Source organism: Epibacterium sp. HA2-3 (assembly GCF_055693725.2).
In genome coordinates this window covers 309,707-322,581 of record NZ_CM172490.1, presented here as the reverse complement: position 1 = coordinate 322,581, position 12,875 = coordinate 309,707, and the positions used below count along the sequence as shown (strand labels likewise).

13 protein-coding genes and 1 tRNA gene are annotated in these 12,875 nt (G+C 62.3%); 9 read left to right on the top strand and 5 right to left on the bottom strand.

Annotated features, from left to right (window positions below; genetic code table 11):
* Positions 1 to 394: 394 nt before the first annotated feature.
* The 4 genes from ACZ1HH_RS01605 to ACZ1HH_RS01590 all read right to left on the bottom strand — a co-directional run bounded on the left by ACZ1HH_RS01605 (position 395) and on the right by ACZ1HH_RS01590 (position 4,157).
* Positions 395 to 471 (bottom strand) — tRNA-Arg (locus ACZ1HH_RS01605).
* A gap of 126 nt (positions 472 to 597) precedes the next feature.
* Complete coding sequence (locus tag ACZ1HH_RS01600; RefSeq protein WP_011537664.1) at positions 598 to 1,983, bottom strand: sensor histidine kinase; 1,386 nt, start codon at positions 1,981 to 1,983, stop codon at positions 598 to 600.
* Positions 1,984 to 2,000: 17 nt separating this feature from the next.
* The gene (locus ACZ1HH_RS01595) at positions 2,001 to 3,416 is read right to left on the bottom strand and encodes a dihydrolipoyl dehydrogenase family protein (RefSeq protein WP_011537663.1); all 1,416 of its coding nucleotides are present in this window, start codon (positions 3,414 to 3,416) and stop codon (positions 2,001 to 2,003) included.
* 3 nt (positions 3,417 to 3,419) lie between these two features.
* Complete coding sequence (locus ACZ1HH_RS01590) at positions 3,420 to 4,157, bottom strand: TVP38/TMEM64 family protein (protein WP_472637115.1); 738 nt, start codon at positions 4,155 to 4,157, stop codon at positions 3,420 to 3,422.
* Positions 4,158 to 4,623: 466 nt separating this feature from the next.
* Here ACZ1HH_RS01590 and rpmH point away from each other — a divergent pair, with 466 nt between their 5' ends.
* The 3 genes from rpmH to yidD all read left to right on the top strand — a co-directional run bounded on the left by rpmH (position 4,624) and on the right by yidD (position 5,707).
* Positions 4,624 to 4,758, top strand: coding sequence for a 50S ribosomal protein L34 (rpmH, locus tag ACZ1HH_RS01585; protein ID WP_005980833.1), 135 nt, complete (start codon positions 4,624 to 4,626; stop codon positions 4,756 to 4,758).
* Positions 4,759 to 4,789: 31 nt separating this feature from the next.
* Positions 4,790 to 5,248, top strand: coding sequence for a ribonuclease P protein component (gene rnpA / locus ACZ1HH_RS01580; RefSeq protein ID WP_416367822.1), 459 nt, complete (start codon positions 4,790 to 4,792; stop codon positions 5,246 to 5,248).
* 198 nt (positions 5,249 to 5,446) lie between these two features.
* Positions 5,447 to 5,707 carry a membrane protein insertion efficiency factor YidD gene (gene yidD / locus ACZ1HH_RS01575; protein ID WP_472637337.1) on the top strand — a complete coding sequence of 87 codons (261 nt, stop codon included), beginning with the start codon at positions 5,447 to 5,449 and terminating at the stop codon, positions 5,705 to 5,707.
* Here the strand turns inward: yidD and ACZ1HH_RS01570 are convergent.
* On the bottom strand, positions 5,704 to 6,249 hold the full coding sequence (locus ACZ1HH_RS01570; protein ID WP_011537659.1) for a DUF3833 domain-containing protein: 546 nt from the start codon (positions 6,247 to 6,249) through the stop codon (positions 5,704 to 5,706). The genes yidD and ACZ1HH_RS01570 overlap by 4 nt on opposite strands.
* Positions 6,250 to 6,383: 134 nt before the next feature.
* Here ACZ1HH_RS01570 and ttcA point away from each other — a divergent pair, with 134 nt between their 5' ends.
* From ttcA to ACZ1HH_RS01540, 6 genes are all read left to right on the top strand, one after another.
* Entirely contained in the window at positions 6,384 to 7,271 is an 888-nt protein-coding gene (ttcA, locus tag ACZ1HH_RS01565) for a tRNA 2-thiocytidine(32) synthetase TtcA (RefSeq protein ID WP_472637114.1), read from the top strand.
* A gap of 112 nt (positions 7,272 to 7,383) precedes the next feature.
* Positions 7,384 to 8,883 carry a putative bifunctional diguanylate cyclase/phosphodiesterase gene (locus ACZ1HH_RS01560; protein WP_416367820.1) on the top strand — a complete coding sequence of 500 codons (1,500 nt, stop codon included), beginning with the start codon at positions 7,384 to 7,386 and terminating at the stop codon, positions 8,881 to 8,883.
* A 399-nt stretch (positions 8,884 to 9,282) separates the two neighbouring features.
* Complete coding sequence (gene yidC, locus ACZ1HH_RS01555; protein WP_011537656.1) at positions 9,283 to 11,109, top strand: membrane protein insertase YidC; 1,827 nt, start codon at positions 9,283 to 9,285, stop codon at positions 11,107 to 11,109.
* Positions 11,106 to 11,843, top strand: coding sequence for an MOSC domain-containing protein (locus tag ACZ1HH_RS01550; RefSeq protein WP_472637113.1), 738 nt, complete (start codon positions 11,106 to 11,108; stop codon positions 11,841 to 11,843). The genes yidC and ACZ1HH_RS01550 overlap by 4 nt, the downstream gene beginning before the upstream one ends.
* Complete coding sequence (gene yihA, locus ACZ1HH_RS01545; protein ID WP_011537654.1) at positions 11,843 to 12,493, top strand: ribosome biogenesis GTP-binding protein YihA/YsxC; 651 nt, start codon at positions 11,843 to 11,845, stop codon at positions 12,491 to 12,493. The genes ACZ1HH_RS01550 and yihA overlap by 1 nt, the downstream gene beginning before the upstream one ends.
* A gap of 34 nt (positions 12,494 to 12,527) precedes the next feature.
* The gene (locus tag ACZ1HH_RS01540) at positions 12,528 to 12,860 is read left to right on the top strand and encodes a DUF2946 domain-containing protein (protein ID WP_472637112.1); all 333 of its coding nucleotides are present in this window, start codon (positions 12,528 to 12,530) and stop codon (positions 12,858 to 12,860) included.
* Positions 12,861 to 12,875: the final 15 nt, after the last annotated feature.

The following is a 12,875-nucleotide window of genomic DNA, read 5'->3' as shown; positions in this document are numbered from 1 at the left end:
CCGTTTTCAAAATTGAATGACCGCAACACTAAGGCGGGGCTGATGGCCCCGCCGCTTCTGTTTTGTGGGCCAGTGGGATTTGGACGAGCCAAACGCCCCTGGCCTTCCCCGAGGGCAGTTTATTTGACCGGGCCGTGTCCTCGGCTCCCCCTGCGGATCGCACCAAGCAGGTTGAATAGCATTGCCTCGCCCCCTCCCGCGTTCGCCTACCTTTGGACATACCTTTGGACATATGGGGCAGATCAGCAGGAACCGGCGGGCTCAAAATCTGAACCTGCACATCTGCCCTGATTTTCCCAAGGGAAGGTCAGGCCAACGCAACACGCCAAAACGGTGGATTGCATCGGTCAATGACACCTAGGCCAATGTCGTCTGATGTTTTACGAGGGGGTAGTGGCGGACCGAGGAGGATTCGAACCCCCGACCCCTTGATTCGTAGTCAAGTACTCTATCCAGCTGAGCTATCGGTCCACTGGGGCGCGGTTTATAGCTGCCCTTGGGCAGGCGCAACCCCAAATTAGAACTTTTTTGACACATCTATGACAACGCCGCTTGATCCGCAGCACAGGCGGGCGCAATTGGCGGGCGAAGACCAGATCAGACCGCGCCATCGCCTTTGGGCAGGCAGATCTCAAAGACGGTGCCCTCGGGACCGGTCCGTGCAAGCGCAAGATGCCCGCCATGGCCCTTGATGAGCTCGGCGGCAATGGCAAGGCCAAGTCCGGTGCCGCCTTTGCGCGCACCGCCCTGAAACGGGGTGAACAGATTGTCGAGCGCCTTTTTGGGCAGGCCCGGGCCATCATCGGCCACCTCGACCCACCATGCGTTTTCCTCTTCGCGCATCGACACCGTGATGCGCCCATTGCGCCCGGTTGCGATGATCGCTTGCCGGGCGTTGCGCACGAGGTTCATGATCACGCGAAAGATCTGCTCCTTGTCGCAGCGGATCATCGTCGGCAGCGGCACCGTATTGCAGATCTCCACGTCCACATCCGATGCCACGAGGGTTTCGCTCTCGGCCACATCATCGATGATTTCGCTCAGGCACACCCGACCAAATGTCGGGGCTGGCTCTTCGGCGCGGCCAAAGGCCAGCGTGCCTTCACAGAGCGACACCGCGCGGGTGATCGAATTCACCAGTTTCGGCGCCAGACGTCGCACCAGGGGGTCTTCGCTCATTTCGATGCGGTCGGTGAACAGTTGCGCCGAAGTGAGGATATTGCGCAGATCATGGCTGATCTTGGCCACCGCACCGCCAAGCTGCGCCAGCCGCTCGCGCTGTTTGAGTGCATGGGTCAGCTCGGTCTGAAGCTTTTGCAGCGCCTCTTCGGCCTCGCGCAGCTCGATCACCCCGGCCTTGGGCGTGATGATCCCACGCGCATCCTCGGGGGCGGCCGCATAGCGCTGCATATAGCCGATGACCCCCTTGATCGGTGTCACCAGAACCATGCGCACCGCGATGAACAACAACACCGCCGTCAGCACGGAGATCACCGCCGAGAGCAGCAGGATACGCAACCCGTAATCGATCATTGCGGCCCGCAAAGGCCCGGTTTCCATGGTGATTTCGATCAGTAGACCTGCGTCGCGAACCGGCGCGCCAATGACCCGGATGATCTCGTTGCCGGGCGACCAGAGCCGCGTCAACGCATCGCCAATCAGGGTCGGCGCACTGGCGTCGCGCAGATCGAAGGTCTCCGTGATCGGGCTGGGAATAGGCGACGACAGCACCAGCTGGCGCATCTCGTCCCGCCGCAGCACGACGTTGTAGACGCCGGCATTCTCCAGCAGCTCCCGCTCAAGGTCGCTTTCGATCATGTCATCCGCCAGAAGCGCAAGCGAGGCGATCTGCGCACGCTCCAGTCGGTCCTCCAGATAGTCCTGCCGAAACCGAGAGATTGAGGGGACAAAGATCAACACTTCGGCCAACATCACGAAGACCGTCGTCAGGATCAGAAATCGGCCCGAAAGCGTGTTTAACATCAGTCCCCGTTCTCGTCTCAGGGTAGCCAGCGTTGCACCAGCCGGACAACCCGCTTTACGGCGGAATTTTCAAAGAGTCTCGGGGAGAAATACGCGCCCGCGACCCGTTTGTTAAGCTCAGAGATGGTCGGATACGGCGCAACCATTGCGGCGATCTGGCTCATTTTCATCCCATTGGCAATCGCAAGCGACCATGTGGAGATCAGCTCCCCGGCCTGCGGCCCCGCGATCGTGGCCCCCACGGGGCGGCCCTTGACCACCATGACCTTGATAAATCCCTCCGCCTGCCGGGTCGCGATGGCGCGGTCATTGTGGCTGTAGTCGAACCGGGCAATCTCGAGCTTTGCGGCGTATGTCTCCTGCGCTTCGGCTTCGGTCAGCCCCACCTGCGCGATCTCGGGATCGGTGTAGGTGGCACGGGGGATATGGTTCGTCTTGGTTTTTGCAGGCAAACCAAAGAGCAAGGAGCGAATGACGACACTGGCGTGATAGCCCGCCAGATGGGTGAATTGCCCCTGCCCGGCCACATCGCCAATGGCATAGACCTTGGGATTGCTGCTGCGCAGGTCCGGCCCCACCTTGATGCCTGCCCGGCCGACCTCAACCCCGGCGGCCTCCAGATTGAGCCCGTCGAGATTGGGTTTGCGCCCAACCGCCACCAGAAGATGCGATCCGGACACGGTCCCGGCGCTGGTTTGCACCACGATCCGCCCCGCCTCCTGCCGCACGGCCTGCGCTGCGGTGTGCTCGCGGATCTCGATCCCCTCGTTACGCAGCCTTTCCAGCACAAAGGCGGCCGCTTCCGGGTCATCGCGCCCCAGCGCCGCCTGTGCCTCAAGCACAGTGACTTTGCTGCCCAGACGGCGATGCGCTTGGGCCATCTCCATGCCGATCGGACCGCCGCCAATCACGATGAGATGTTCAGGCCGCTCGTTCAGCGCCCAGAGCGTCTCATTGGTCAGATAGGGCACGTCCTGAAGCCCCGGAATCGGCGGCACAAAGGGGCTGGAGCCCGTGGCAACCACGATCCGCCGGGCAGTAATGGTGGTGTCGCCCGCTGCAACCTCGTTGGCGCTGATAAAGCGGCCCATCTCGCGGATCACGCGCACGCCAAAGCCTTCGAACCGCTCTTGGCTGTCCACGGGCGCAATGGTGTCGATCACCTGCTGCACATGCCCTTTGGCGGCGGCATAATCGACCTCCGCGGCCTGGTCAGCGATGCCAAACGCCTGCGCATGGGCCTGCGTATGGGCGATATGACCGCTGGCCAGCAGCGCCTTTGACGGGACACAGCCATAGTTCAGGCAATCGCCGCCCATCTTGTGGCCCTCAAGGAGCACGACATCCGCCCCCATCTGGCTGGCACCGGCAGCCAGGGACAGCCCGCCAGACCCCGCACCAATAATGAGCAGATCACATTTGATCGAGGCCATGTCTTATACCTCCGATGTGCCGCGCAGGGCCTTGATGAGGATCGGCAGCGCCGCCAGAGCGCAAAGTCCGAGGATCGGGCCGATGATATGGGGCTCCCACAGCAGGCTCAGGTTCGGGCTTTCGCCACGATCGAACACCTCACCGAGTCCCACACCGATCCATGTGAACACGATGGCCCCCGGAATAATGCCCAGCGCCGTGGTCCAGAAAAAATTCCACACGCGCACCCCGACCAGTGCCGGCAGGAGGTTGGCGACAAAGAACGGCACCACCGGCACCAGACGCAGCAGCAACAGCACCTCGATCTCGGTATCATTGAGCGCCAACTTCAGGCGCCGGATGCGCCCCTCGCTGGACTCGATCTTGGCAGAAAGTGCCGCTCCAAGCCCCCAGCGCGCAGCCAGAAAGATCGCCATCGCCCCGATGGTTGCGGCCAGAACATTCAAGCCGGTGCCTGCGACCAATCCGAACAGGAACCCGCCCGTAACCGAGGCGACTGCAGCCCCGGGCAGCGAGAAGGCCACGATGGCGACATAGGCGACAAGAAACACCAGCACGAGGCCCAGATAGTTCTGGTCGCGGAACGCCAACAACGCTTCTCGGTTGTCGCGCAGGGTTTCAAACGACAGCACATCGCCCAGCGTCACGGCGCCGACAAGAGCCCCCACCGCCACCAGGGCGAGCGGCAGATGCCGCAGCCAGCTCTTGCGCTTGGGAGAAGAAGGGGTGTCGCTCATCATCGTGTCATCCTTAGCTTGGGCCCGTTACCCACGTGTTGCACAAAGGTGTTGAGGGGTCTCACTGCTCTATCCTCCCAGATGTGGCGCTGGCGAGAGGGATGCGCGCACCCTCACGCCCGCTTGATGACCCGTTTCGGTTTCGTGATGATCTGGGGGCCTTGATGACAGAACTGAAACATTTCAGCACCGCAACGGGCGAAAAACGCACCAAAGATGATTCCCTTTGTGACCGGTTTTGATGTTGCGCACCGCACGCCTGAGGGCCAAATGGCGATCAATGGGCGACCCAAGACGGGCCACCCACGCGATCGCTTGCGTTTTTTAACAGAAATATGGCAAGGGATGCGGAAATTGACCGCAATGGGTTTGACAGCGCGGCAGGAGGCGTCTAGAGACCGGGCTTCGAGATAGACCCCGGGGGGCGATTCCGCGCCGTACCCGATGACAACATTTGGAGACCGGAGCGATGAAACGCACCTATCAGCCTTCGAACCTGGTTCGCAAACGCCGCCACGGCTTCCGTGCGCGTATGGCCACCAAAGCAGGCCGCAAAATCCTGAACGCACGCCGCGCACGCGGTCGTAAGTCCCTGAGCGCATAAGTTTCGCACTCAGACGACAGTTCTGACGGACATGACACCGCCGGAGGCTCCCATGGAAAGCACCGCTGACCAAGGGACACAGCCTCCGGCGGTGTCCGTTTGTGCATCATCTCCCCAAGAGGCCCAAGCTGCGGCCAAGCCCGTAAAAACGCGGGCGGGGATGGTTTTGCTGACCAAACGCGGCGAGTTCCTCGCTGCGGCGCGGGCTCGCAAGCAAGGCACGCGCTCGATGATGGTGCAGGGCCGCAAACGCGGCGATGAGGGTCCCCTTCGGGTCGGGTTTACCTGCTCCAAGAAGGTGGGCAATGCGGTGACGCGCAACCGTGCCAAGCGCCGCCTGCGCGAGATCGCGCGGCTCCTGCTCAAGGAGCATGGCAAACCGGGTTGGGACTATGTGCTCATCGGGCGCGCGGGTGAGACAACGACCTGCCCCTTTGAGCAGATGCAAAAAGACTTCCTCTACGCGCTGCGCAAGCTACACGGCTCCTGACCGCACGGATTCTGACAGGCGCAAGGGTACGCGGGCGGGCAGACCGGCGGGCCGCTCAGACGTCTGTCCACGGGGGCTCCCGCCCGTGTCAGGTGCAATAAAAAGCCCCCTCCCCCGTTGGGCCCGGCGCCGCTGCGCGGCGCAAATCCGCGCCTCATTGACGTTGCGCTGACATGCGCCAGTGCCTATGTCATGTCCATGCGCCTTCTCGCCCGCCTCATTGCCCTGCCCGTTCGTGGCTATCGGTTGCTGTTCAGCCCCTGGGTCGGCTTTAACTGCCGGTACCAGCCGACCTGTTCGGCCTATGCGCTCGACGCGCTGGAGCGTCACGGCCCCTTCAAGGGCACCTATCTGATGCTGCGCCGCATTGGCCGCTGTCACCCTTTGGGCGGGTCGGGCTATGATCCTGTGCCGGGCGCGGACCCGAAGCACGACCGTTGCTGCGGACGCACGCCCTAGCGCTGCTCGAAGAAGATCGTGACCTCGCCCAGGGTCACGCCAAAGCGCTCCATATAGGCGATGTTCAAAAGCCGCCCGTCCTCCAGAAGCCACATCCAGTCGTCAAAATCGACTCGCATGCTGTCGCCGTCGGGCAGTGGCAGATCAATCGTGTAGGCCCAGTTGAACGTGTCTCCGACCTCGCGTCCCCGCGCCTCGCCCTGCACCCCCTCGGCGGTGCCGACCCAGTCGTCAGGGCCCGTCTTCGTGAGCACCCAATTGCGCGTTTCGCTGGAGCCATCCGCATAGGCAAAACGCTCGTTGAGCCTCAACTGCTCGCCATCCCATGTGCCGTCGATCTCCACCTTGAAGCGCCGCCGCACGGTGCCAAAGCGGTCCTTGAACTGACCGTAGGCCACTGTTTTGCCGTCAAAATACTCCTCAAGATTGAGCTTTTGATCGCTCAGCTTCTCATCCTCGAGCGAGGGCCGCCCGCAGTTGGCAAGCCCCAGCATCGCCACCAAAGCGCCCATCATCAGCGCCGCACGCCACAGATATCTCATTGAGGTCTCTCCCTGCCAGTTCACGAATAGATACGCCCCAGCGGTGGCTACGGATCCAAAATCATCGCTGATTTTGCACAGCCGAGATGCAGGTTTTACTTGGCAAGCCTCCTAACAGGCGCTACGGGGCGCACATGCTGGACCAGGATCTCGACGATATTCACCCGCTCTTTCAGGGCGCGCCACAAACCACCGAGTTCAAGAAACTCCGCAAACGCATCGTGCGCTACACCCGCGAGGCGGTGGAGCAATATGGCATGGTTGAACGGCGCGAGGATGGCTCCCTGCCAAAATGGCTGGTGTGCCTTTCGGGCGGCAAGGACAGCTACACGCTCTTGGCCGTACTCTACGAGCTCAAGTGGCGCGGATTGCTGCCGGTGGATCTCTTGGCCTGCAATCTCGACCAGGGCCAGCCGGGGTTTCCCGCGACGGTGCTGCCGGAGTTTCTGGAAAAGATGCAGGTGCCACACCGGATCGAATACCAGGACACCTACTCCATCGTGATGGATAAAGTCCCGCAGGGGCACACATATTGCGCGCTCTGCTCGCGTCTGCGTCGCGGCAATCTCTACCGCATCGCCCGCGAGGAGGGCTGCTCTGCGGTGGTGCTTGGTCATCATCGCGACGACATTCTCGAGACGTTCTTCATGAACCTGTTTCACGGCGGGCGCCTCGCCACGATGCCGCCAAAGCTGGTGAACGAAGAGGGGGACCTCTTTGTGTTTCGCCCGCTCGCACATGTGGCCGAGGCCGATTGCGAGAAATTTGCCCGCGCGATGAACTATCCGATCATTCCCTGCGATCTCTGCGGCAGCCAGGATGGGCTGCAGCGCCAGCAGGTGAAACAGATCCTTGATACCTGGGAATCAAACAGCCCCGGACGGCGGCAGGTGATGTTCCGGGCGCTCATGAATGCGCGTCCGTCGCATCTTCTGGACCCGAAGCTCTTTGATTTCACGGGGCTTGCGCTGAAAAATATCGATAATTCGACGGAAACTGAAGAAATCCCCGAGCTGCGTTAACTCCTCAGTCAGACCCGCGACCTAGTCTGTGCCTGCACCACCGGCGAAGTCGAAAGGTCTCGAACTCATGAATTTTCCGTATTCACGCCTTCTACTGCGGGTCAGGGACGGAATGTCGCGAGTTGTCTTCGGGCCGCCGATGCTGGCCTTCCTGCCTGCCATCAGCCTCAGCGCCTTCTGGTTTGGCGGCGAATCCGCGCTGCTGGCCGTGGCCCTTGGATTGCCGCTGACATACGCCGTGCTTGGGGGTTTTTCCAAATCGCGCGAAACTGCACCGGGGCGGGACGAGCTGACCGGGTTCCTGCTGGCGCCGGGGTTTGAAACCCATGTGCGCGATGTGTTTGACCGCACCGAGGGTACGGGCCTCAAATCCGCACTGGTGGTGGTCGAAATCGACGAATTCGATGCGCTTGTGGCCGCCCATGGCCAGGACGCCGGTGACATCGTGATGCAGCGCGTGGGCGAGCGCATGCGCTCGATCCTGCGTCATCGCGACACCATTGCGCGACTGGGGCGCAACCGCTTTGCGATCTGCCTCACCCCGATCATGCAGCTTGATTTGGAGCTCTGCATCCAGCTCGCCGGACGCTTGCAGTACCGGATTGAAGAGCCGATCAAATTCGGGGGCACATCGCTCTTTGTGTCCTGCTCGATCGGGATCTGTCAGCGCCACCGCGTCCCCAAGGACGCCGGCAGCAGCTGGCTCGATTGCGCGGTCGCCGCCCTTGACGAGGCGCTGGTGGTCGGCCCCTCCAGCATCCGCGCGTATTCCAGTGACACGCATGTTCATCTGGACCGCACCGTCAACCTGATGGAGGACGCGGCCTCCGCGCTCCAGAACGGTATGATCCAGGCCTGGTTCCAGCCACAGATCTGCACCGACACCGGGCGCGTATCGGGGTTTGAGGCGCTGGCGCGCTGGTGCCACCCGGTCAAAGGCATGATCCCCCCGTCGGCTTTTCTGCCCGCTCTCGAACATGCCGGTCTGCTGCAAAAACTCAGCCAGGTCATGGTTGAACAAGCGCTGACCGCGCTGAAATCCTGGGATGCCGCTGGGCTCAAGGTACCAACGGTTGGAGTGAACTTCGCCACGGACGAGCTGCGCGATCCCGGCTTGGTCAACCGCATTCGCTGGGAACTGGACCGCTTTGGCCTGACCCCGGACCGGCTCACCATCGAGGTGCTGGAAACGGTAATGACCGACCAGCCGGACGAGGTGGTGGCACGCAACATCACCGCCCTGGGCGAGATGGGCTGCCACATTGATCTCGACGATTTTGGCACCGGTCATGCCTCCATTGCCTCCGTGCGCCGTTTCCGCGTGTCCCGGATCAAGATCGACCGGTCTTTTGTCACCAAAGCGGATCACGATCCCGAGCAGCAGAAGATGATCACCGCGATTCTCACCATGGCAGAACGGCTTGACCTCAAGACCCTCGCCGAAGGGGTGGAGACCGCAGGCGAACACGCTCTCTTGGCGCAGCTGGGCTGTGATCATGTGCAGGGGTTCGGGATCGGTCGCCCGATGCCCTTTGATCAAACCATCGATTGGGTCATCAACCACGAGGCCAAGCTGCAAGACGCCCCCGCCATCGGTCGCCAGCGCCCCTGAGGTCGCGCCGAAGACGCCCCGACAGAAACCTCCTGCCAGAAACCACCGGTCAGAGATCAGCGACAAGGCCGGCCGTTGCGCCCGCCCGCCATGCGCGCGCCGCCTTCTGATGCCCCGAACCTTGCCATAATCCGGTCTTGGAAGCGCGGCTCACGCTGCTGCCAATGACCGCGAATCCACGCAACGTTTTCGACGCGCCGTGGCACGCACCCCGAGGCACGCTTGCGTCAGAGAAAACACGACGGGGCAAGTGGTTTGCGCATCGACACCACCGCCACGCCCCCATTTTTAGGGATTCCCGGCCCACAGTTGGATGCGAAACCCGGATTTCCCTTGACCTTCCGGACCGACCTCTGTTGAACCACACCCTGACTTTGCATGCATGAGGTGGCTGTCCAGATGGACGATCAGAACAAGAATCTACTGCTCGCAACCGCTCTGAGTTTCCTGGTGATCCTCGGCTGGTATTTCTTCTTCCCCCCGCCGGAAGAGGCGCCTCAGCCTGCGACTGAAGTCACTGAAACCGCGCCCCAAGGCGATACGACCGCACCTGCGGCCGCGCCCAGTGCCGGTGCGGCAACCGCCGAGGTCGACGCGGCCGCCGCCGAAACCGAAATCACCGAAGACGTCCCGCGCCTCACGATCGACACCCCGCGTGTCGAGGGTTCCATCTCTCTCAAAGGGGGCCGGATCGACGATCTGCGGCTCAAGGACTACCGCGAGACACTGGATGACGATTCGCCCATCGTGACGCTCTTGTCGCCTGCCGGTCAGCCCCATGCCTACTACGCGCTTTACGGCTGGGCGCCGGGGGCCGGTCTCGGCATCGAAGATGTGCCCACCGCCAATACGCTCTGGCAGGCCGAAGCGGGCGCGACCCTGACCCCGGACACCCCGGTGACGCTCACCTGGGACAACGGCAAGGGCCTGACCTTCTCGCGCGAAGTTTCCATCGACGAGGACTATATGTTCTCGATCACCCAGTCGGTGACCAATAGCTCCGGCGCGTCCGTCGCGCTGGCGCCCTACGGCACCCTCGCCCGGCATGGCGAACCCGCCAACCTCGAGAACTTCTTTGTTCTGCACGAGGGCGTTGTGGGCATGGCCGATGGCGAGCTGTCGGAAATCGATTATGACGACATGACCGATTTCGACCCCGATCCCCGCGACGGGTCGCGCGCGCAGGTCAACACCGTGACCGAGAACGGCTGGATTGGCTTTACCGGCCACTACTGGATGTCGACGCTGATCCCCGCCCCCGGTGAGGCCTTCCGCGCCATCGCAAAATACGACGAACGCCGCGACATCTACCAGACGGATGTGGTTCTGCCGACCGTGACCCTCGCCGCCGGCGAGAGCACCAGCGCGAACACCCAGCTGTTTGCGGGCGCGAAGGAATGGGCCACCATCCGCGAGTATGAGCGTGCAGGCATCGAAGGCTTCCTCGACTCGATCGACTGGGGTTGGTTCTTCTTCTTCACCAAGCCGATCTTTGCCGTGCTGCACTGGCTCAATGCCGCGATCGGCAACATGGGTGTTGCAATCATCGCGCTGACGTTCCTGTTGAAAATCCTCGTCTTCCCGCTGGCCTATAAATCCTACGCCTCGATGGCGCGGATGAAGGAACTGCAGCCCGAGATGGAAAAGCTGCGCGAACGCGCGGGCGATGACCGTCAGAAGATGCAAAAGGAGATGATGGAGCTCTACAAGCGCGAGAAGGTCAATCCGGCCGCAGGCTGTCTGCCGATCCTGATCCAGATCCCGATCTTCTTCTCGCTCTACAAGGTGATCTTCGTGACACTGGAGCTGCGCCATGCAGCCTTCTTTGGTCCCTTCCAGGATCTCTCGGTGCCCGATCCCACCTCGCTCTTTAACCTCTTTGGCCTGCTGCCCTGGGCGGCACCGGCCCCCGACAGCCTGCTATCGCTGGTCTTCATCGGCATCCTGCCGATCCTCCTCGGGGTCTCCATGTGGGTACAGCAGAAACTGAACCCTGCCCCGACGGATGAAACCCAGCGCATGATCTTTGCGTGGATGCCTTGGGTCTTCATGTTCATGCTGGGCGGCTTTGCCTCGGGCCTCGTGGTCTACTGGATCACCAACAACGTGATCACCTTCACCCAGCAGTATCTGATCATGCGCTCGCACGGCTATACCCCTGATGTCTTTGGCAATATCAAGTCAGGCTTCAAGAAGGACAAAGCCGAGAAAGCCGAGAAGAAATGACAGCAACTGTCAGACAAATGTGGCGGCACCCGATCAAGGGGATCGGGGCCGAACCACTGACAGAGGTCCGCTTGGAAACAGGCGGGCCTATGCCGTTGGATCGGGCCTGGGCAGTGCTGACCGGCACCTCCGAGGACACCGGCGCATGGCAGCCTTGCCGCAATTTTGCGCGCGGCTGCTTTGGTCCCGAACTGATGGCGATCACCGCCGAGACGCAAGGCAACCAGATCACCCTGCGCCACCCCAAACAGGGCGAGATCACCCTTGATCCGGCCACCGATGGCGCACGACTTCTGGAGTGGCTCCTGCCGCTCTACCCCGCCGAGCGCCCTCAGCCTCATACGCTCATCAAGGCCCCCGCGGGCGGCATGGCGGATGCGGATTTCTCTGCCGTAGCGATCCTGTCGCTCACCTCCCTCAAGGCGCTTGGTGATGCGCTGGGACAGGAGCTCGACCCGCGCCGGTTCCGGGGCAATCTCTGGATCGACGGCACCGCCCCCTTTGAAGAATTTGACTGGGTCGGGCGCGAGCTCAAGATAGGAACCACGCGCCTTGAGGTGGTGGACCGTATCACCCGTTGTCGCGCCACCGAGACCAACCCCGAGACCGGCGCGCGCGATGCCAACACGCTGAAAGCGCTGCGCGAGCATTGGGGCCACACCGATTTTGGCATCCGCGCCAGAGTCCTGAGCGATGGCGACATCGCGCTTTCCGACAGCCTAGAGGTTCTGTGATGCAGCTTCCCTTTCCCCTCGCCGAAGAGCCCGATGCAGCGGCCATGGAAACCGGGCGCAAGCTCTTTGCCGGCCAGTCCGAGTTCCTCAAGGGCGTGGTCGCCATGTCCGGCCTGCCGCCCGCGGACCGCATCGAGGTCTGCTTTGCCGGGCGCTCCAACGTGGGGAAATCCTCGCTCATCAACGCGCTCACCGGCACCAAAGGGTTGGCGCGCGCCTCAAACACGCCGGGGCGCACGCAGGAGATCAACTTCTTCACCCAGGGGCCCGAGCTCTATCTCGTGGACCTGCCCGGCTATGGCTATGCCAACGCGCCGCTCGCCGTGGTGGAGAAATGGCAGCGTCTCCTGAAGCAGTATCTCTCGGGCCGCCAGACCCTGCGCCGCGCCTTTGTGCTGATTGACACCCGTCACGGTGTCAAAAAGGTCGACGAAGAAATCATGAAGCTTCTTGATACGTCGGCCGTGACCTTTCAGGTGGTGATGACCAAAGCCGACAAGGTGAAAGAGAAGGACCGTGCCAAGATCCTTGATCAGGTGCGCGACGCGCTCTCCAAACACCCCGCCGCCTATCCCGAGATCGTGCTGACCTCCTCGGAAAAAGGCGATGGCATCGCCACTCTGCGCTCGATCATCGCGCATCTGGACTAGGCGCCTGCGCCGCCTGCTGTCACATCTGGGCCTGATGGCCATTCTGATCGCCGGGTTGATCCCGGCGGGCTGGATGCCGGTGACGGCGCAGGATGGCAAGGTGCTGCTGGTGCTCTGTACCCCCGAGGGCGTCGAGGAACGCTGGGTCGATCTGGGCGCGCCTGTGCCGGCCCACGACGAAGACCAAAGCACCAGCCGCGACTGTCCGTTTGCGGCGCAGCCCACGCTTGCGGCGCATGACGCGGTCCTCCTGCCCCTGCCCCGAAGCGGGCCGGAGCGCGATCTCTGGGCGCGCGCGCCGTTTACCCATCACAGCGCTGGCTTTCACTGGCGCTATGACGCCCGCGGCCCGCCCGCTCTCTCCTGATCCTTGCAAAAATCA